The sequence below is a fragment of the Streptomyces sp. NPDC006332 genome (genome assembly GCF_040612855.1).
Taxonomy (GTDB): Bacteria; Actinomycetota; Actinomycetes; order Streptomycetales; family Streptomycetaceae; genus Streptomyces.
In genome coordinates this window covers 78864-98183 of sequence record NZ_JBEXRA010000005.1, presented here as the reverse complement: position 1 = coordinate 98183, position 19320 = coordinate 78864, and the positions used below count along the sequence as shown (strand labels likewise).

General features: G+C 71.2%; 16 protein-coding genes. 7 read left to right on the top strand and 9 right to left on the bottom strand.

The annotated features are described in order from the left end of the window. Positions 1-7: 7 nt before the first annotated feature. A complete protein-coding gene (locus ABZ027_RS06790) occupies positions 8-1273 on the bottom strand; it encodes an MFS transporter (protein ID WP_356765370.1) in 1266 nt (421 codons plus the stop codon). 168 nt (positions 1274-1441) lie between these two features. Beyond that, positions 1442-2071 (bottom strand): hypothetical protein, encoded by a 630-nt coding sequence (locus ABZ027_RS06785; protein WP_356765087.1) that lies wholly within the window; start codon positions 2069-2071, stop codon positions 1442-1444. A gap of 155 nt (positions 2072-2226) precedes the next feature. Between ABZ027_RS06785 and npdG the strand changes: the two genes are divergently transcribed. Together npdG and ABZ027_RS06775 are read left to right on the top strand one after the other, a co-directional pair. Beyond that, positions 2227-2937: an NADPH-dependent F420 reductase gene (npdG, locus tag ABZ027_RS06780; protein WP_356765085.1), complete on the top strand. Its 711-nt coding sequence runs from the start codon at positions 2227-2229 to the stop codon at positions 2935-2937. A 4-nt stretch (positions 2938-2941) separates the two neighbouring features. Next, positions 2942-3187: a hypothetical protein gene (locus ABZ027_RS06775; protein ID WP_356765083.1), complete on the top strand. Its 246-nt coding sequence runs from the start codon at positions 2942-2944 to the stop codon at positions 3185-3187. Here the strand turns inward: ABZ027_RS06775 and ABZ027_RS06770 are convergent. Then, positions 3177-3977 (bottom strand): site-2 protease family protein, encoded by an 801-nt coding sequence (locus ABZ027_RS06770; RefSeq protein ID WP_356765081.1) that lies wholly within the window; start codon positions 3975-3977, stop codon positions 3177-3179. The genes ABZ027_RS06775 and ABZ027_RS06770 overlap by 11 nt on opposite strands. Before the next feature lie 218 nt (positions 3978-4195). Between ABZ027_RS06770 and ABZ027_RS06765 the strand changes: the two genes are divergently transcribed. Continuing rightward, positions 4196-7723, top strand: a complete 3528-nt coding sequence (locus ABZ027_RS06765) for a BTAD domain-containing putative transcriptional regulator (RefSeq protein WP_356765079.1) — start codon at positions 4196-4198, stop codon at positions 7721-7723. 35 nt (positions 7724-7758) lie between these two features. Here ABZ027_RS06765 and ABZ027_RS06760 read toward each other — a convergent pair whose 3' ends face one another. From ABZ027_RS06760 to panB, 4 genes are all read right to left on the bottom strand, one after another. Further along, a complete protein-coding gene (locus ABZ027_RS06760; protein WP_356765077.1) occupies positions 7759-8577 on the bottom strand; it encodes an ABC transporter permease in 819 nt (272 codons plus the stop codon). Then, the gene (locus ABZ027_RS06755; RefSeq protein WP_356765075.1) at positions 8574-9599 is read right to left on the bottom strand and encodes an ATP-binding cassette domain-containing protein; all 1026 of its coding nucleotides are present in this window, start codon (positions 9597-9599) and stop codon (positions 8574-8576) included. Before ABZ027_RS06755 ends, ABZ027_RS06760 begins: the two co-directional genes overlap by 4 nt. A 122-nt stretch (positions 9600-9721) precedes the next feature. Further along, positions 9722-10300: a TetR family transcriptional regulator gene (locus ABZ027_RS06750; protein ID WP_356765073.1), complete on the bottom strand. Its 579-nt coding sequence runs from the start codon at positions 10298-10300 to the stop codon at positions 9722-9724. A 174-nt stretch (positions 10301-10474) separates the two neighbouring features. Continuing rightward, entirely contained in the window at positions 10475-11341 is an 867-nt protein-coding gene (gene panB, locus ABZ027_RS06745; RefSeq protein WP_356765071.1) for a 3-methyl-2-oxobutanoate hydroxymethyltransferase, read from the bottom strand. 181 nt (positions 11342-11522) lie between these two features. Between panB and ABZ027_RS06740 the strand changes: the two genes are divergently transcribed. The 4 genes from ABZ027_RS06740 to ABZ027_RS06725 all read left to right on the top strand — a co-directional run bounded on the left by ABZ027_RS06740 (position 11523) and on the right by ABZ027_RS06725 (position 16623). After that, positions 11523-13106 carry an MFS transporter gene (locus ABZ027_RS06740; protein WP_356765069.1) on the top strand — a complete coding sequence of 528 codons (1584 nt, stop codon included), beginning with the start codon at positions 11523-11525 and terminating at the stop codon, positions 13104-13106. Between the two features lie 96 nt (positions 13107-13202). Next, the gene (locus ABZ027_RS06735; RefSeq protein WP_356765368.1) at positions 13203-13841 is read left to right on the top strand and encodes a TetR/AcrR family transcriptional regulator; all 639 of its coding nucleotides are present in this window, start codon (positions 13203-13205) and stop codon (positions 13839-13841) included. Positions 13842-14234: 393 nt separating this feature from the next. Then, complete coding sequence (locus ABZ027_RS06730; protein WP_356765067.1) at positions 14235-15296, top strand: endonuclease/exonuclease/phosphatase family protein; 1062 nt, start codon at positions 14235-14237, stop codon at positions 15294-15296. 109 nt (positions 15297-15405) lie between these two features. Further along, complete coding sequence (locus ABZ027_RS06725) at positions 15406-16623, top strand: MFS transporter (RefSeq protein WP_356765065.1); 1218 nt, start codon at positions 15406-15408, stop codon at positions 16621-16623. Positions 16624-16903: 280 nt separating this feature from the next. Here the strand turns inward: ABZ027_RS06725 and ABZ027_RS06720 are convergent, their stop codons facing one another. Both ABZ027_RS06720 and glnA read right to left on the bottom strand, forming a co-directional pair. Continuing rightward, on the bottom strand, positions 16904-17419 hold the full coding sequence (locus tag ABZ027_RS06720) for a putative immunity protein (protein ID WP_356765063.1): 516 nt from the start codon (positions 17417-17419) through the stop codon (positions 16904-16906). A gap of 201 nt (positions 17420-17620) precedes the next feature. Then, complete coding sequence (gene glnA / locus ABZ027_RS06715; RefSeq protein WP_356765062.1) at positions 17621-18982, bottom strand: type I glutamate--ammonia ligase; 1362 nt, start codon at positions 18980-18982, stop codon at positions 17621-17623. Positions 18983-19320 lie beyond the last annotated feature (338 nt).

Below are 19320 nucleotides of genomic sequence, written 5' to 3'. Positions count from 1 at the left end.
TCCGGGGCTACGCCGCCTCGGCCGGTGCGGCTGCCGCCCGCTGTTCCCGCAGCCGCACCGCGTGCTCGTTCGTCCGCACGTCGTACGTCATCAGCTTCGGCAGGCACAGGGCGAGCAGCCCCACCGCGCCCACGCACAGCAGCCCGCCCGACCAGACGGCCGACCGTACCCCCAGCCAGGCCGCGAACCCGCCGGTCCGCACCTGGCCGAGCGTCGGCCCCACCGAGTACGACAGCAGCTCGATACCGGCGAGCCGGCCCCGTAGCTCGTCCGGGATGGTCTGGTTCCACATGGCCGCGCGGAAGATGCCGCTGACCATGTCGCAGCCGCCGGCCATCGTCAGGAACAGCAGCACCAGCCAGACGTTGCCGACCAGCCCGGCACCCGCGATCGCCAGGCCCCACAGCGCGGCCGACAGCACCACCATCCGCCCGTGCCGCTGGATCCGTGAGGTCCAGCCGCTGGTCAGGCTCACCAGCATCGCCCCGGCGGGGACCGAGGCGTACATCAGACCCAGCGACCACTCGGCGTCCAACTCGTCCGCGAGGAAGGGCAGGACGGCGAGCGGCATCGCCAGGAACATCGCCGCGAGGTCCACGGCGTAGGTGCCGAGCAGTTCCTTGCGTCCCCACGCGTAGCGGGCTCCCTCGGCGATCGCCCGGAGCGAGGGCTTCGCGGCCTCGTGGGAGGCGGGGGAGGCGGCGATGCGCACGACCAGGAACACGGAGACGACGAAGGTGGCCGCGTCCGCCGCGTAGGCCCAGCCGAGACCCGCGTACGCGACGACCACGCCCGCCACGGCCGGGCCCGCGACCCCGCCGACGGTCCAGCGCAGGGAGTTCAGTGATGCCGCCGCCGGTAGATGGTCATGGGCCACGATCCGCGGCCACAGCGAGTCGAGCGCGGGCCGCTGCACGGAGAAGAGGGCGGACGACAGCGCGGCGACGACATACAGCGGCCAGACGGCGGGCGCCGGCATCAGGGCGTTCAGCAGCAGCACGGCGGAGAGCAGACCTTGCCCCGCCTCCGTCCACACGATCAGCTTCCGCTTGTCCCAGGCGTCCGCGAGCGCCCCGCCGTACAGCCCGAACACCACCAGCGGCACCAGCTCCACCGCCCCGATCGCCCCCACCGCCGCGGCCGACCCGGTCAGCTCCTTCAACTGCACCGGAAGCGCGACGAACGTCAGGAACGTCCCGAAGTTCGAGATCAATCCCGAGATCCACAGCCGCCGGAAGTCGACGGACGCCCGCCAGGGAGCGAGATCGGGCAGGAGCGCACGGAGCCCGGAAGGCGGGGCCTCGACGGGAAGGAAGGCTGGGTCTTCGGCGGGAACGGGAGGCGTGGGGGAGTGGTCGGTCACGAGGGGTCATGGTCGGACGCGGGCCGCTGCCGGGCAACTGCTTTTCCCCCGGCCGCACTTCGGGGCGCCGGGCGCGGCTCACCAGCGGGGCGGAGGCGGTGCCGTCAGTTCGTCCGCCAGCCGGGACAACCTGTCCCGGAAACGCCGGCGCCCGCGTGCCGGAGACGGCGCCGCGTTCTCCCCGGCCGCCGCGCTCACCAGGTGCTGCACGGTGTCCAGGTCCAGCTCCGCGCCGTCCGGCACGGCCAGCACCTCGTGCGCCATCGCCGCCAGCTCGCCCGCACCGGCGCCATCGCCCTCGCCGCCCTCGCCGCCGAGCGCCAGCACCGTCGCCCCGGCCCGGCGGGCGTCGTGCACGCCCTCCAGCAACGCCGCCCCCGGTTCCGCCGGGGACACCACGAGCAGCGTCTCACCCCGCCGAGCCGCGGCCAGCCTCCCGGGACCGACCGCCAGGTGGGCCGGATCCGAGGGACGCGCGTCCTGCCGTACGAGAGTCGGGGCCAGCTCCGGAGTCGCCGACCACGCCGCCTCGTCGACCAGATGGGCCGCGAGGTGCCAGGGCTCGTAGCCCGAGCCGCCCACCAGCAGCAGCCCCCCGCCGTGCGACACCACCGACCCGCGCAGCGTCCCCGCGAACCGCCGCGTGGCCCCCAGCCACTCGGTCCCGGCGAGCACGTCGCGCAACAAGGCGACCCGTACGGCGTCCATGCGACGGCATCCTGCCGCAACCGGACGTGGGTAACCCCCGGTTCACCCCGAATTCGCCCTCTTGGGGAAGGCGGCGAGGAGTGTCCTCGGGCGGGACCCCGTGACGCCGCTCACCTGCCTGATCGCGGTCGGCGGGGCGGACGTAAGGTCGGCCCATGACCTCTACCGACACCGACAGTGCACAGAAGGCCCCCGCCAAGGACCCGTGGGACCTGCCCGACGTCTCCGGGCTCGTCGTCGGCGTGCTCGGCGGCACCGGCCCGCAGGGCAAGGGCCTCGCCTACCGGCTCGCCAGGGCCGGCCAGAAGGTGATCATCGGCTCGCGCGCGGCCGACCGCGCCGAGGCCGCCGCGGCGGAACTCGGGCACGGCGTCGAGGGTGCCGACAACGCCGACACCGCCCGCCGCAGCGACATCGTGATCGTCGCGGTGCCCTGGGACGGCCACGGCAAGACCCTGGAGTCGCTGCGCGAGGAACTGACCGGCAAGCTCGTCGTGGACTGCGTCAACCCGCTCGGCTTCGACAAGAAGGGCGCCTACGCCCTCAAGCCGGAGGAGGGCAGCGCCGCCGAGCAGGCCGCCGCCCTGCTGCCCGGCTCCCGGGTCACCGCCGCGTTCCACCACCTCTCGGCGGTCCTCCTCCAGGACCCGGAGATCGACGAGATCGACACCGACGTCATGGTCCTCGGCGAGGAACGCGCCGACGTGGAGATCGTGCAGGCGCTGGCCGGCCGGATCCCCGGCATGCGCGGCGTCTTCGCGGGCCGCCTGCGCAATGCCCACCAGGTCGAGTCGCTGGTCGCGAACCTGATCTCGGTGAACCGCCGCTACAAGGCGCACGCGGGGCTGCGGGTCACGGACGTGTGAGGGGATGGGGGACACTGGTCGGACCCGGCCCGTGTCCCCCCGACATGTCCCCCGACAGGAGATTCCCCGCATGCCCCGCCTGGCCCTCTACGCCCTTGTCGTCTGCGTCCTCGCCGTCGCCGCGGCGGTCGTCTCCTTCGCGCGGGGCAACCTCCTCGGGATCGTGTGGGTGCTGCTCGCGGGCCTGTCGTCCAACATGTGCTGGTACTACCTGAAGCGCGAGAAGGACCGGAAGTCCGTCACGGGCTGACCGAGCAGAACTCGTTCGTGCCCTGCCAGAAGCGGTAGAACTCCTGCCCGCAGTACGTGTCCAGGTCGCTGATCCCGAGGCTCTTCAGGATCGTGTCGATCACGTCGAAGAACGCGGTGTTGACGGCCGGCACCCACAGCAGCGCGAACACGAACAGCAGGCCGAACGGTGCGAACGGCTCCACCTGACGCTTGATGTTGTACGACAGCCAGGGCTCGACGACCCCGTAGCCGTCCAGGCCCGGCACCGGCAGGAAGTTCAGGATCGCGGCCGTGACCTGGAGCAGGGCGAGGAAGGCCAGCGCGAACCTGAAGTCCGACGGCACCCCGTCCAGCGCGTCCAGCCAGAACGGGGCCGTGCACACGATCGCGAACAGGACGTTCGTCAGCGGACCGGCCGCCGAGATCAGGCTGTGCCGCCAGCGCCCCCGGATCCGCCCCCGCTCGATGAACACGGCACCACCGGGCAGCCCGATACCGCCCATGATCACGAAGATCACCGGGAGCACGATGCTGAGCAGGGCGTGCGTGTACTTCAGCGGGTTCAGCGTGAGATAACCCTTGGCGCCCACCGAGATGTCGCCGCTGTGCAGGGCGGTGCGGGCGTGCGCGTACTCGTGCAGACAGAGGGAGACGATCCAGGCGGACGTCACGAACAGGAACACCGCCACTCCGGGCTGCGCGGCGAACCCGGTCCAGGTGGCCCAGCCGGTGACCGCCGTGACGGCTAGGATCCCGACGAAGACGGGGCTGATCCGCCGGTCGCTGTGGCGGGTGGTGGCGGTGGTCATGGGGCTCCCTGGACAGTCGTGCACGCGGTGGGCCTGCCCGACCGTACCGGGCGTACGGGGAGAACGTCTCGACCTCCCCCGGGGGTTCCGCAAGTGAGTCGGTCCCACCGGACCCATTCGCCACTCCCGTCGCGCCCCGCCGCCGACCACCTCCGTACCCGTTCAGTACCCGCCACACCGCCAAAACCCCGTGACCGGCTCCGACACCACCGGAGACAATGGACCCCGTGCGCTACCGCATTCTCGGCACCACCCAGGTACTTCGCCCCGACGGTACGTCCGTCCCGGTCGGCGGGGCGCGGCTGCGTGCGCTGTTGACCGTCCTCGCCCTGCGGCCCGGCCGCACCGTACCCGCGAGCCTCCTCGTGGACGAGGTGTGGGACGGCGACCCGCCCGCCGACGCGACCGGCGCGCTGCAGGCCCTGGTGGGCCGGCTGCGCCGGGCGCTCGGCGCGGACGCGGTCGCCTCGGTGGACGGCGGCTACCGGCTCACCGCCCCGCCCGACGACATCGACCTGCACCGTTTCGAGCGACTGGCCGGCGAGGGCACCCGGGCGCTGGCCGACGGCGACCCCGCCAAGGCGGCCGTCGTCCTCGACGACGCCCTCGCCCTGTGGCGCGGTCCCGCCCTCGCCGACCTTCCCGACCGCACCGCCGAGGCCGCCCGCTGGGAGACCCGGCGGCTCGACGTGCGGCGCGCCCGCCACACCGCCGCCCTCGCCCTCGGCCACGCCGACCAGGCCCTGCCCGAGCTGACCGCCCTGTGCGACAGCCACCCCCTGGACGAGTCCCTCCAGGCCCTCCGCCTGCGCGCCCTGCGCGACACCGGCCGCCCGGCGGAGGCCCTGGCCGCCTACGAGGACGTACGCCACCTGCTGGCCAACCAGCTCGGAACGGACCCGGGGCCCGAACTGCGATCCCTGCACGGCGAGTTGCTGAGTCCGGCTCAAGGCGCCCCGGGCACCCCAGTGTCCGGTCCCCATGGCGAGAGCTCCCATGGCCAGGGCCCTCGCGGCCAGGGCCCGTACTCTTCGGGCGCACACGGCCCGGCGGACTCCGGGACGGGTGCCCAGGCCCCCGCCAGTCACCGCTCCGGCCCTCACGGCCAGGGCGCGCCGGCCTCCCGCTCTCCCGACGGCGACCCGCGCCCTTCCGGCCTCCCCGGTCCGGACGGGCCGGGTTCAGCTGCCCCGGCCACCCCCGGCGACCGCCCCGGTCCGCACGGTACGGCCACCCCCGCGCCCCCCGGCAACCTCCGTGCCCGCCTCACCTCCTTCGTCGGACGGGAGGGGGACATCGCGGACATCCGGGGGCACCTCGCGGGGTCCCGGCTGGTCACCCTGCTCGGACCCGGTGGCGCGGGGAAGACACGGCTGTCGCAGGAGGTCGCCGAGACCGTTCGGGACGCGGCCCGGGACGGGGTGTGGCTGGCCGAGCTGGCGCCCGTCGACGACCCGGACGCCGTGCCCGAGGCCGTGCTCACCGCCGTGGGGGCGCGCGAGACCGTGTTGTACGGTGCCGGCGCCGAGGCGATGCGGGCCGGGGCGGAGCGGCACGACGACCCCGTCGACCGGCTGGCCGAGCACTGCGGCAGGCGGCGCATGCTGATCATCCTCGACAACTGCGAGCACGTCGTCGACGCGGCCGCCCGGCTCGCCGGGGAACTGCTGGAGCGCTGCCCCGGCCTGACGATCCTGGCCACCAGCCGCGAACCCCTCGGCGTGCCGGGGGAGTTGCTGCGCCCCGTGGAGCCGCTGCCCGAGCCGGTCGCGCTGCGGCTGTTCGCCGAGCGGGGCGCGGCGGCCCGGCCCGGCTTCCGGGGCGAGGACGATCCGGAGGCCTGCGCCGAGATCTGCCGGCGCCTCGACGGACTGCCTCTCGCCATCGAGCTGGCGGCCGCCCGCCTCCGCATGTTGACGCCACGCCAGATCGCCGACCGGCTCGACGACCGTTTCCGCCTGCTCACCTCCGGCAGTCGCACCGTCCTGCCCCGCCAGCAGACCCTCAGGGCCGTCGTCGACTGGTCCTGGGGCCTGTTGGACGAGGCCGAACGGGACGTACTGTGCCGGCTGTCCGTCTTCGCGGGCGGCTGTGATCTCGCCGCCGCCGAGGCGGTGTGCGGCCCGGACGCCTTCGACGCGCTCGGTTCGCTCGTCGACAAGTCCCTGGTCGTGGCGGCGCCTTCGGGCGAGGGCGGGATGCGCTACCGGCTGCTGGAGACCGTCGCCGAGTACGCGGACGAACGGCTCGACGAGGTCGGCGCACGGGAGCAGACCGAGCGCGCGCACCTCACGTACTACCGCGAACTCGCCCGCACCATCGACCCGTTGCTGCGCGGACCCGGCCAACTCGCCGCCATTGAGCGGCTGGAGCGCGAGTACGAGAACCTGCGCACCGCCCTGCGCCACGCCATCGCCCTGCGCGACGAGCAGGAGAGCATATGCCTGATCCTGTCGCTGGCCTGGTACTGGCAGATGCGCGACCTGCGCATCGAGGCCCGCAACCTGTCGCGGGAGGCGCAGTTGCTCGGCCCCGACCCCTTCACCGAACCGGTGCGCCCCGCCGCCCCAGTGTGGGAACGCTGCACGGACACCCCGCTCCCGTGGACCGGCGAGGTCCTCGCCGAGGCCCGCCGCGGTCTTCATCTCGTTCATCTGGCGTGCATGGACACCGAGTTGGGCGCCTGGCAGACCCCGCAGTCGCAGGCGAAGCTGCGTGCCATCGCCCAGACCTACCAGCCCGGCCTGCCACAGACCTGCCGCATGCCCGGCGCCTTCTGGTTCTTCGCCGTCATGCTCTCCGGCGACATGGACCGGCTGTTCGAGGTCATCCACGCCACCGTCCGCACCTGCCGGGCGACGCCCGGGTACGAGTGGGAGCTCGCCGCCGCCCTGCACATGCGCGCCAACCTGCTCTCGAACCGTAGCGACCTGGCGGGCGACGCGTCCCGCGACGCCGAGGAGGCACTGGAGATCTACCAGGGCCTCGGTGACATGTGGGGGACCGCCGAGGCGCTCGCCGCGCGCGGTGAGGCCAACGAGAAGCGGGGCGAGTACCGCTTGGCCGCAGCCGACTACGAGGCGGCGGTCGAGCAAGCCGAACGGCTCGGCGCACACGCCCAGGTGGCACTGCTGAAATCCCGGCTGGGCGGCGCCTCGCTGGAGGCGGGAGACTTCGAGCGCGGCGAGCGTCTGCTGCGTGAGGTGATCGACGGGCGTAACGGCTTGGGCAACGAAGCGATGCCTGCCGCCCGGCTCTTCCTCGCGGGCCGGTTCGGCATGACCGACCGGGTCCCCGAGGCGCGCGAACAAATCCGTTTACTGCGCGAGGAGTTCAGCATCTCCCACTTCGCTGTCTTCGACGCCTTCATCCTCACCGCGGAGGCCTGGCTGGAGATGGTCGACGGCTGTTACGAGAAGTCCCTGGAAGCGGCCCGGCTGGCGCTGGCGCAGGCCCGTGACCCGCTGGCCGAGGCCATCGCTCCGTCCATGCGCTCCTACGTCCTCGTCATCGCCGCTTCAGCCCTGTCCGCCGTCGATGGCGGCAGCCGCGCCCGCGACGCCGCCCGCTGCATCGGCGCCGCCGACGCGCTGTTGCTGCCCGGCCATGTCGCCTCGTCACTGGAGCGCGACGGGTATCGGCGCGCTGTCGAGGGGGCCCGTGCCGCACTCGGTGACGAGGCGTACGAGGCGGCGTACGCGGAGGGCGGTGGCCTCTCCGCAGAGGAGGCCACCGCCCTGGTCTGAAACGCTCGGTCCGGCCCCGGTCACGGAGCCCGCGGTCAGCTCTTGGTGCGGAACTTGTGGATCGCTACCGGTGCCATCACGGCGGTGATCGCCACCGACCAGCCCAGCGTCACCCACAGGTCGTGCGCGACCGGGCCGCCCACCATCAGGCCGCGCGCCGCGTCCGCGAGCGTGGACAGCGGGTTGTAGTCGGTGAAGGCCTGCAGCCAGCCCGGCATCGACTGCGTCGGTGCGAAGATCGACGAACCGAACTGCAGCGGGAACAGCACCAGGAACCCCATCGCCTGCACGGACTGCGCGTTCTTCAGGATCACGCCCAGGGTGAGGAACACCCACATGATCGACGAGGCGAACACCGCGGACAGGCCCACGGCGGCGAAGAGTCCGCCCCAGTGATTGATGTCGAAACCGACGAGGACGGCGACGATCATCAGCACGGCGGTCGCGAACAGCATCCGCGCCAGTTCCACCGAGATCTTCGCGAAGAGCACCGAGCCACGCCCGATCGGCAGGGAGCGGAAGCGGTCCATGACGCCGGAGTTGAAGTCCTGGCTGAACCCGGTGCCGACACCCTGGGACAGCGTCATGCTCATCATCGCGATCATGCCGGGGATCACGTACTGCACGTACCCGTCCTGCCCGCCGCCCAGGGCCTGCCCGATCGAGCCGCCGAAGACGTAGACGAACAGCAAGGTGAAGACAATGGGCATCAGCAGCGCGTCGAACATCGACTCGGGATCCTGCCGGATCCACAGCAGGTTGCGGCGCACCAGCGCGCCCGTGTGGCGCAGGTGGCCGCGCAGCGGGATGCGGGCGTCGGTGTCGGCTGTCGTGGTGGCGGTTGCGGCGCTCATACGGCGACCTCCTCGCGGGTCTCGGCGGGCACGGTGTCCTGCGGGGCGCTGGCGCGGTGGCCGGTGAGGGACAGGAACACCTCGTCCAGGCTGGGGAGTTCGGTGCTGATGGAGGAGAGCGTGATACCGCGCGCGGTGACCGCGCCGACCACGGCGGTCAGCTGCTCGTCGTTGAGGATCGGGACCAGGACGGTGCCGGTGTCGGCGTCCACCGTGGTGGTCGCCAGGCCTGTGATGCCGAGGTCGTCCAACGCGGAGGCGAGCGGACGCAGTTGTGCCGGATCGGCGGGCCTGACCCGCAGCGTGCGGCCGCCGACCGTCGCCTTCAGCTCGTCGATGGCGCCGTTCGCGATGACCTTGCCGCGGTCCACGACGGTCAGCTCGGAGGCGAGCTGCTCGGCCTCCTCCATGTACTGCGTGGTCAGCAGGACCGTCACCCCCTCGCCGACCATGGCCTTCACCTCGGTCCACACCTCTTGGCGGGTGCGCGGGTCGAGTCCGGTGGTCGGTTCGTCGAGGAACAGCACCTGCGGGCGCCCGATCATGGAGGCGGCGAGGTCGAGCCGCCGCCGCATGCCGCCCGAGTACGTGCTCGCCGGCCGCTTGGCGGCGTCGGTCAGCGAGAACCGCTCCAGCAGTTCGTCGGCGCGGGTGCGGGCGTCCTTGCGGGGCAGGTCGAGCAGCCGCCCGATCATGTAGAGGTTCTCCCAGCCGGGGAGCTTCTCGTCGACCGAGGCGTACTGCCCGGTGAGCCCGATCACCCGCCGCAGCTGCCTGGGCTGCCGTACGACGTCGTATCCGGCGACGGTCGCCTGGCCGGCGTCGGGGGCGAGCAGGGTGGACAGGATGCGTACGAGGGTGGTCTTGCCGGCGCCGTTCGGGCCGAGCACACCCATCACGGTGCCCTCGCGCACGTCGAGGTCGACGCCGTCCAGCGCCTTGGTCTCGCCGTAGTGCTTGACCATCCCCCGTACGGTGACGGCGGCCTTCCCGTCGCTGGGGTTGTTGTCGATTCGCTTCATGCCGACGACGGTGTCAGGCACCACCGACAAACGACCGACACCGCGCCGACAGCCCCCTACAGGGCGCCGACAGCGGCTGCGACCCACCTCGGGGGCTCAGCCCCGGGCCCGGGGCGGGGTGTCTACTCCGCCGCCACGATGCGCTCCACCGCGGCCGTCACCAGCCGTTCACGTTCTGCCTCCGGGAAGACGTCCGGCAGGGTGAGCTGCTCGACGATCAGCCAGTTCAGCGTCAGGATCAGCAGCTTGACGGCGGTGGCGTCGCCGGGGAAGCCGGAAGCCTCGTGATGGGCGACGTTGGCGTCGACGTCGGCCCGCACCCGCTCCGTGAGGACCCTGCGCAGTTCGGGGCGGCGGGTGGCCTCGAGGCGAAGTTCCAGCAGCGCGAGGTAACCGGTGCGGAAGGAGGCGACGCGGCCCACGAGCTCGCGCATCAGCCCGACGTAGGTCTCCCGGTCGCGGCCGGCCGCCAACTGTCGGGCCATGGTGGCCTCGTCGGGCTGGAGTCGCTCGTAGACCCGGGCGCCGGCCTGGGTGAACAGCTCGTCACGGCTGGCGAAGTAGTTGGACGCCGTGCCGACCGGAACGGCGGCCTCGGTGTCCACGGCCCGGAACGTCAGCCCGCGCGCGCCTTCCCGTGCCAGCACCTCGATCGCCGCGTCGACGAGGGCCGCACGCCGCTGGTCGTTCCGTCTCACCATCAGGGCCGCTCCAGGTGCCGTACTCCATTGAAACCACTTCAGGCAGAGTACTACGGGACTGAGCCCGACGTCTGATCGGCCGATCGCGGGACGGCCGCCGGGTTAACAAACGGGCAGCCCGCCGACGGGGGAAGATCGGCGGGCTGCCATGGTGCCGCAATGGCTCAACTCGGCTCAGTGGACGGAGTGCTCCTCCAGCGGGAACGTTCCGCCGACCACGTCCTCCGCGAACGCCTTGACCGCGTTCCCCATGACCTCACGCAGGTTCGCGTACTGCTTCACGAACTTCGGTACCCGGCCACCCGTCAGCCCGAGCATGTCCGTCCACACCAGTACCTGCGCGTCGGTCTCGGGCCCGGCGCCGATTCCGACCGTCGGAATGTGCAGCACCCGGGTCACCTCGGCCGCCAGCTCCGCCGGAACCAGCTCCAGGACCACCGCGAACGCCCCGGCGTCCTGAACCGCCTTCGCGTCCCGCAGCAGTTGCTGGGCCGCCTCCTCGCCGCGCCCCTGGACGCGGTAGCCCATGGAGTTGACGGACTGGGGGGTGAGCCCGATGTGGGCCATCACCGGGATCCCGGACTCCACCAGCAGCTCGATCTGCCGGTGCGAGCGCTCCCCGCCCTCCAGCTTGACCGCCCCGACGCCGGCCTCCTTGACCAGCCGGGTCGCCGAGCGCAGCGCCTGCACCGGGCCCTCCTGGTAGGAACCGAAGGGCAGGTCGCCGACGATCAGGGCGCGCTGGGTGCCTCGTACGACGGCCGCGGAGAGCATGGTCATCTCGTCGAGGGTGACGGGCACGGTGGTCTCGTACCCCAGGTGACAGTTGCCCGCCGAGTCGCCGACCAGCATGACCGGGATTCCGGCCTCGTCGAAGACGGACGCGGTGGTCGCGTCGTACGCGGTGAGCATGGGCCACTTCTCGCCCCGCTCCTTGGCGGCGGAGAGGTCGCGAACGGTGATGCGGCGGGTGCTCTTACCCCCGTACAGCGCCTTGCTGCCGTCGGAGGGCTTGGTCTGGGCAGCCGAGAGCTGCGTCATGGCAACGGCTCCTTCAGTCATCTCGAGGCGCCCTGACGGCGTCCCCGGATCCCCTCCATGGTGGCACCTCGTGCCAGGGAGGGCTAGGGGAGGTCGCTGTGAGCGTTCCGGCACGTAAGAACAGGGTAAGGATTTACGATACGAGACGGTTCCGTATCGGAATGGCTCTAAGGTCGATCGTATGACTACCGCAGTCCCTGATTCCCGCATACCGGAAGCGGTGCACCGGCGCCGCTGGGCGATCCTCGGTGTGCTCATGCTGAGCCTTTTGATCGTGGTGCTCGACAACTCGATCCTGAACGTCGCCATCAAGACGATCTCCACCCCCGCCCCCACCGGCCTGGGCGCCACCCAGAGCGAACTGGAGTGGGCGATCAACGCCTACACCCTGGTCTTCGCGGGGCTCCTCTTCAGCGCGGGCCTCCTCGGCGACCGGCTCGGCCGTAAGAGGGTCCTGCTCGGCGGCCTCTTCGTCTTCGGCGTCGGCTCCGCTCTCGCCGCCACCTCCGGCTCGCCGGGTGAGCTGATCGCCTTCCGGGCGGTGATGGGTCTGGGCGCCGCCTTCGTCATGCCCGCCACCCTCGCCGTCCTCATGAACGTCTTCGAGCGTGAGGAACAGCCCAAGGCCATCGGCATCTGGGCGGGCGGGGTCGGACTGGCCATCGCCATCGGCCCGATCACCGGCGGCGTCCTGCTCGACCACTTCTGGTGGGGCTCGGTCTTCCTCATCAACGTGCCGATCGTCGTCCTCGCCCTCGCGCTGATGCTGTGGCTGGTGCCCGACTCCCGCGACCCGAACCCCGGCCGGATCGACCCCGTCGGCGTGGTGCTGTCCGTCGTCGGCCTGGTCCTGCTCGTCTACGGCATCATCAAGGGCGGCCAGCTCGCCGACTTCACCGACGCGACCGTCCTCGCGACCATCGCCGCCGGTCTGGCCGTACTCGTCGCCTTCGTCGTGTTCGAGAAGCGCAGCGACCACCCGTCCATCGACGTCACCTACTTCAAGAACAAGGTGTTCTCGGCCGCGATCGCGGCCATCGCGCTGGTCTTCTTCGCGCTGATGGGCGTGACCTTCTTCTCGGTCTTCTACACCCAGAGCGTGCGCGGTTACTCCCCGCTGCAGACCGGCCTGCTGATGCTGCCGCTGGCCGCCGCGCAGATGATCTTCGCGCCACGCGCCCGGCTGGTCGTGGACCGCTTCGGATACCGGGCCACCACCACGGGCGGCATGACGGTCATCGCCGCGATGCTGGCCGCGTTCGCCACCCTGGAGGCGGACACACCGATCTGGCTCCTGGAGGTGATCTTCTTCCTCATGGGCACCGGCATGGCGCACATCATGACCCCGGTCAGCGTCGTCATCATGCAGGCCCTGCCCCGCGAGAAGGCCGGCTCCGCCTCCGCGCTCAGCAACACCTTCCGCCAGGTCGGCGGCGCCCTCGGTATCGCCGTCCTCGGCTCGGTCCTGTCCACGGCGTACCGCAACGGCATCGAGGACAAGCTCGGCATGCTGCCCGCGGGCCTGCGGCACACCGCGGGCGAGTCCATCGAGGCGACCCTGGGAGTCGCCGCCAGGATCGGCCCGCGCGGCAAGGCCCTCATCGACCCGGCCAACGACGCCTTCCTGCACGCGATGCACGTCACCGCGCTGTGGGGAGCGGGCGTCGCGGTGGTCGGCGCGATCGTGGTCGCCCTCTACCTGCCGGGGAAGCCGAAGGCCCCTCAGCGGGGCGAGGAGGAGCAGGAGTTGGTGGCGACGGAGTAGCCGCCGCGACCGGTTCCCCGGCCCCGGCGGCAGCGTGCCGACGCCGACCGGGGAGAATCACCACAGCAAAGGAAAGGACCAAGCGACGTGAGCGACGTGAGCGGTCTCACCGACGGCCGGCCCCGGCAGGAGGGCCCCGCCCGGGGCCGCCCACGGAGCGAGGCCGTGGAACACGCCATCGTCGAAGGGGTGGTGAAGCTCCTGGAGGAGGGCGTACCCCTCGCGGAGCTGTCCATCGAGCGCATCGCCCGCACCGCGGGCGTCGGCAAGGCCACCATCTACCGCCGCTGGAGCGGCAAGGACGAGCTCTTCGTCGACGTCGTACGCGCGACCGAGCCACAGGACCCCGAGCTGCCCGGCATCTCGGTACGCGACGACCTGGTGGCACTGCTGGAACAGCTACGCCAACGTGGCCTGATGACCCGTTCGTCGGTGGTCCTGCACAGCGTCTACGCCCAGATGAAGAGCAGCCCGAAGATCTGGGCCGCGTATCACGCGACGGTCATCGAGCCGCGCCGCCGGATCCAGCTCGAGGTCCTGCGCCGCGGGCAGCGCAGCGGCCAACTCCGTGCCGACATGGACGCCGAGTTGATGAACGACCTGCTCGTCGGGCCCATGCTGCTGCGCACCGTGATGCGCCCGGACGCCGACCTTCCGGAGGGCCTGGCGGAGCAACTCGTCGACGCGCTCCTCGAAGGACTGAGGCCGCCGAACTCACCACCCGTCACTTCCTGACCGGCGTAGCGCATGTGCGTGTTTCGTCACAGAGCGCGCTTTCGTGACCAGGAGCGGAACTGGTGTCGCCGACTTGTTCGTCATCGTGCCCGTACGGACGTCCCGGGGACGGACAGGAAGGTGCCCGTCATCCCCTAGGGTTTAGGGGTGCTTTCGCTATGAGCGCCCGGTGAGGTCGCGTGGTCTGGTGCCGTGCATCGCAAGGCGCCGGAGCGTCCTCGATGGGGGTCCCCCCGCTCGAGCGCAGCCGAGAGTGGGGGAGGAGCCACGTGGGCGTTTCGGCAACGCGGCGAGGTGCGGTGCCAGGCCGCGCGACCCGGGCGGGCATAGTGAAAGCACCCCTTAGGGGCACGGGGGGCGAACGGTGGGCACGGCGGGCAGTGAGGCAACGGTATGGCGCAGCAGGCGTACATGACGGAGACGGACAACCAGGGCTCGGGTCACGAGCCTCGGGGAACCCGGATCCGGCGCCTGATGAGCCGGCTGGCGAACCGTCTGTTCGCCGGCGGGCGGGACGGCCGGGGGATCTGGCGCCGGGGGATGGTGCTCACCGCCCTCGCGGTCCTGGTCGGCCTGATCATGCTGCTGCACGCGCAGGTCCCGAACACGATCGGCAACTCCGGCAGCCTCATTGAAACCTTCCTGCCCTGGCTGGGCGTGTCCGTCCCGGTCCTGCTGGTGCTCGCGCTGGTGCGCAGGTCGGCGACCGCGCTGATCGCCGTGCTGTTCCCGGCGATCGTCTGGCTGAACCTCTTCGGCGGGCTGCTCGGCGACAAGGCGGGCACCGGCGGCGACCTCACGGTGGCCACGCACAACGTCAACGCCGACAACCCGGACCCGGCCGGCACCGCCCGTGACGTGGCCGCGTCCGGCGCGGACGTGGTGGCCCTGGAGGAGCTGAAGACCTCGGCGGTCCCGGTCTACGAGAAGGCGCTGGCGTCGACGTACCGGTACCACTCGGTGCAGGGCACGGTCGGTCTGTGGAGCAAGTACCCCATGACCGGCGTCCGGGCCGTCGACATCCAGCTCGGCTGGACGCGCGCCATGCGGGCCACGGTGACCACCCCCGAGGGGCAGGTCGCGGTGTACGTCGCCCACATGCCGTCGGTGCGGGTGAAGATGGAGGCGGGGTTCACGGCCCGGCAGCGGGACAAGAGCGCGGACGCGCTGGGCGAGGCCATCGCCGACGAGAAGCTCACGAAGGTCGTGCTGCTCGGTGACCTGAACGGCACGATGAACGACCGCGCGCTCAACGGCGTGACCTCCCAGATGCGTTCCACGCAGGGTGCGGCGGGCAGCGGGTTCGGGTTCAGCTGGCCGGCCTCGTTCCCGATGGCGCGGATCGACCAGATCCTGGTGAAGGGGATCGAGCCCGAGAGCTCGTGGACGCTGCCGGAGACCGGGAGCGACCACCTGCCGGTGGCGGCACGTGTGAGTGTCGACACGTCGTCCTGACCGGGACGGCTGGAATACCGGGCCAGGGCGGCTTTGTTCCGTACTTGAACATAAGAAACAGCAAGACGTACGGAACTCTGCTCTCCCTTTGAAAGGCAATGGTCTCTTCATGCCCCTGGCCCTGCTCGCCCTAGCCGTGGGCGCCTTCGGCATCGGTACGACCGAGTTCGTGATGATGGGCCTGCTGCCCGACGTCGCGAACGATCTGCACATCTCGATCCCCACCGCCGGACACCTGGTCTCGGCGTACGCGCTCGGTGTGGTGATCGGCGCGCCGCTGCTGGCCGCGGTCACCTCGCGGATGTCCCGCCGGACGGTCCTGATCGGCCTGATGGCGCTGTTCGTGGCGGGCAACGTGCTCTCCGCGTTCGCCCCCGACTACCACTGGCTGCTGGCGGCCCGCTTCCTCAGCGGCCTCCCGCACGGCGCCTTCTTCGGCGTGGGCGCCGTCGTCGCCACGACCATGGTGGCGCCGGAGCGCAAGGCCCGCTCGGTGTCCCTGATGTTCCTCGGGCTGACGGTCGCCAACGTGGCGGGCGTCCCCGTCGCCACGCTGATGGGCCAGCACATGGGCTGGCGGGCCACGTTCCTCGGCGTCGGCGCCATCGGCCTGGCGGCGATAGCCGCGCTGGCCCTGCTGATCCCGCACGACCGGGCGGCGGCCGCGGAAACGGGTCTGCGCGGCGAACTCGCGGCGCTGAAGTCCCTCCCCGTCTGGCTGGCGCTCGGTACGACCGTCGCGGGCTTCGGCGCCCTGTTCGCCGCGTACAGCTACATCACGCCGATGCTGACCGACGCCGCCGGGTACGCCGACTCCAGCGTGACCCTGCTGCTGGCGCTGTTCGGTGTCGGCGCGACCGCGGGCAACCTGCTGGGCGGCCGGCTGGCCGACCACTCGCTGCGCGGCACGCTGTTCGGCGGACTGGTGTCGCTGGTGGCGGTGCTGGCGCTGTTCCCGGTGCTGATGAGCACCGCGTGGAGCGCGGCCGTGGCGGTCGTACTGCTCGGCTCGGCGGCGTTCGCCACCGGCTCCCCGCTCCAGCTGATGGTCATGGAGAAGGCGTCGGCGGCCCCGTCCCTGGCGTCCTCCGCCAACCAGGCCGCATTCAACCTGGCGAACGCCGGGGGTGCGTGGATCGGCGGCGCCGCCCTCGCCGCCGGCTTCGGCGTGACCTCTCCGGCGACGGCCGGGTCGGCCCTGGCCGTACTCGGGCTGGCGGTGGCCGGCGCCGCGTACGCCGTGGACCGCCGCCGGGCCCCGGCGACCAGCCGTGGCCGCCTGGTCGCCTCCCACGTCCCGCAGGACGCGGAGGCGGTGCGGCACTGAGCCGCGGGTGGTGACCTGCACGTAGGTGCTGAGACGCCTCGGGGCCGACAGTCGACGGACTGTCGGCCCCGAGGCATCGCGATCGCCACGCCGAGAGCACGCGCCTGACGCCCGCGAGGCGCCCTTCGGGCGAACGACGGGAGGTTCGCAACACGCCCTGGTCGGCGATCGGCTGCCACCTTGCAGCCCGCTCAACCGCTCCTGCGGCCAGTACTCGGTTGACGCGCTGCGTCGGCGAGACTGACCTTGCCTCGCTGATGACGTGCCGCACCGCGCGAGTTCAGCAGTCGAACACCGACCAGCAAATGTCATTGCGTAATCGCTGGTCGTCAAGGACGAGTTCGCGAATCGGCTCCGCGAGCTGGTCGCGCTGCCACTGGCACTCGAGTCGCCCTGCGGCCTCGCTCTCGCCTTTCGGCGCGGCAGCGCGTGCGGCCTTGATCGCATAAGCGGCGGCACCGAGCTCGTGCGCGGCGACGTGTGCGACGACTGCCGCCTGGCCGGCGGCGTAAGCGGCATGCCGTGCCGCGCCACGCAGGTCACGGGCCGCGCCCATGGCATGGCCGCCTGCCGCGCGGGCCTCCATCATCTTGACCTCGCCACGCACCCAGGCGCGGGCATGCTCGATCGCCTGGCGCGGCCGTGGGTCCTCGGGCTGAGCCGACTCGAAGAGGTCAAGGACGTGCTCCGCGCAAGCCGCCGCCCACAGGGCCAGGAGATGGTGATCCGCATCGGTGAGAGTCCCACCGCGGCGGATCGTCACGAAGCGAGGGTCCCTGACCTTCGGGAGGATCATGGTTGGCATTCCTTCCTGCTGGTGTGACGCGAAGCCTGCAAACCCGGTGGGCGGTCCGCAAGCCCGGCTGCCGTCTCCCGGCCGGACGATCACCTTTACGTGGACCCGGCACGGCCCAGAGGGAGTGAAACGCCACGGGGCCGACGGTCCACGACCGTCGGCCCCATCAGCCACCAGCAGGAAACCCGCTCCGACCTGCCCCTACAGCGCCGGAAGGTTCTTCCGCAGCTCGAACGCGGTGACCTCGGAGCGGTACTCCTCCCACTCCTGGCGCTTGTTGCGCAGGAAGAAGTCGAAGACGTGCTCGCCGAGGGTCTCGGCGACCAGGTCGCTGCGTTCCATCAGGGTCAGGGCCTCGCCCAGGTTCTGGGGGAGCGGCTCGATGCCGAGTGCGCGGCGCTCGGCGTCGGAGAGGGCCCAGACGTCGTCCTCGGCGCCCGGGGGAAGCTCGTAGCCCTCCTCGATGCCCTTGAGGCCGGCGGCGAGGAGGACCGCGTACGTGAGGTACGGGTTGGCGCCGGAGTCGATGGAACGGACCTCGATGCGGGCCGAGCCGGTCTTGCCGGGCTTGTACATCGGGACCCGGACCAGGGCGGAGCGGTTGTTGTGGCCCCAGCAGATGTACGAGGGGGCCTCGCCGCCGGCGCCCGCGGTGCGCTCGGTGCCGCCCCAGATGCGCTTGTAGGAGTTCACCCACTGGTTGGTGACGGCCGAGATCTCCGCCGCGTGCTTGAGCAGGCCCGCGATGAAGGAGCGTCCGACCTTCGAGAGCTGGTACTCCGAGCCCGACTCGTAGAACGCGTTGCGGTCACCCTCGAAGAGGGAGAGGTGGGTGTGCATGCCGGAGCCCGGGTGCTCGGAGAACGGCTTCGGCATGAAGGTCGCCTGGACCCCCTGCTCCAGCGCCACCTGCTTCATGACCAGGCGGAACGTCATGATGTTGTCCGCCGTGGAGAGCGCGTCGGCGTAGCGGAGGTCGATCTCCTGCTGGCCGGGGGCGCCCTCGTGGTGGGAGAACTCGACCGAGATGCCCATCGACTCCAGCATGGTGATCGCCTGACGGCGGAAGTCCATGCCGATGTTCTGCGGGGTGTGGTCGAAGTAGCCCGAGTTGTCGGCCGGTGTCGGGCGGGAGCCGTCCAGCGGGCGGTCCTTCAGCAGGAAGAACTCGATCTCCGGGTGGGTGTAGAAGGTGAAGCCCTGGTCGGAGGTGCGGGCCAGGGCGCGCTTGAGCACATACCGCGGGTCCGCGAAGGACGGGGAGCCGTCCGGCATGAGGATGTCGCAGAACATCCGGGCGGTGCCGGGGGCCTCCGCGCGCCAGGGCAGGACCTGGAAGGTCGAGGGGTCGGGCTTGGCGATCATGTCGGACTCGTAGACCCGGGCGAAGCCCTCGATCGCGGAGCCGTCGAAACCGATGCCTTCATCGAAGGCCTGTTCGAGTTCGGCCGGGGCCACGGCGACGGACTTGAGGAAGCCCAGCACGTCCGTGAACCAAAGGCGTACGAACCGGATGTCGCGCTCCTCCAACGTCCGGAGCACGAACTCCTGCTGCTTGTCCATCTTCCGCTTCCCCATCCTTGCTGGTCAGGCCGCCTGTTTCCGGTCCAACGGGAGGCGGTCGGGCACCTGAGCATCCCACCACAACCGCGTTTCGTGCGCATTGCGCACCATGATCGGGAAATCGACCTCGGTGCGAACGCCTCCCATACGGCAGGTGTACTGCTCCGCTGCCCATCTTGCCTGTTCGCACCCGCATCCGTAATGCCGGGATCCGCAGGCCCTTCTTCGGCCATTCCCGAGCCGTCACGGCCAATCCCGCGCCCTCGCCACGAGAGCCCCTTCCCTCCCTATTACGATCAGCTGACCCGACCGGCCCCTCTTCCCCCAGAAGGACATCT

Coding starts and splice junctions, on each gene's coding strand:
- ABZ027_RS06785 (WP_356765087.1), bottom strand. CDS start 2,071: ATGGACGCCGTACGGGTCGCCTTGTTGCGCGACGTGCTCGCCGGGACC.
- npdG (WP_356765085.1), top strand. CDS start 2,227: ATGACCTCTACCGACACCGACAGTGCACAGAAGGCCCCCGCCAAGGAC.
- ABZ027_RS06775 (WP_356765083.1), top strand. CDS start 2,942: ATGGGGGACACTGGTCGGACCCGGCCCGTGTCCCCCCGACATGTCCCC.
- ABZ027_RS06770 (WP_356765081.1), bottom strand. CDS start 3,977: ATGACCACCGCCACCACCCGCCACAGCGACCGGCGGATCAGCCCCGTC.
- ABZ027_RS06765 (WP_356765079.1), top strand. CDS start 4,196: ATGGACCCCGTGCGCTACCGCATTCTCGGCACCACCCAGGTACTTCGC.
- ABZ027_RS06760 (WP_356765077.1), bottom strand. CDS start 8,577: ATGAGCGCCGCAACCGCCACCACGACAGCCGACACCGACGCCCGCATC.
- ABZ027_RS06755 (WP_356765075.1), bottom strand. CDS start 9,599: ATGAAGCGAATCGACAACAACCCCAGCGACGGGAAGGCCGCCGTCACC.
- ABZ027_RS06750 (WP_356765073.1), bottom strand. CDS start 10,300: ATGGTGAGACGGAACGACCAGCGGCGTGCGGCCCTCGTCGACGCGGCG.
- panB (WP_356765071.1), bottom strand. CDS start 11,341: ATGACGCAGCTCTCGGCTGCCCAGACCAAGCCCTCCGACGGCAGCAAG.
- ABZ027_RS06740 (WP_356765069.1), top strand. CDS start 11,523: ATGACTACCGCAGTCCCTGATTCCCGCATACCGGAAGCGGTGCACCGG.
- ABZ027_RS06730 (WP_356765067.1), top strand. CDS start 14,235: ATGGCGCAGCAGGCGTACATGACGGAGACGGACAACCAGGGCTCGGGT.
- ABZ027_RS06725 (WP_356765065.1), top strand. CDS start 15,406: ATGCCCCTGGCCCTGCTCGCCCTAGCCGTGGGCGCCTTCGGCATCGGT.
- ABZ027_RS06720 (WP_356765063.1), bottom strand. CDS start 17,419: ATGATCCTCCCGAAGGTCAGGGACCCTCGCTTCGTGACGATCCGCCGC.
- glnA (WP_356765062.1), bottom strand. CDS start 18,982: ATGGACAAGCAGCAGGAGTTCGTGCTCCGGACGTTGGAGGAGCGCGAC.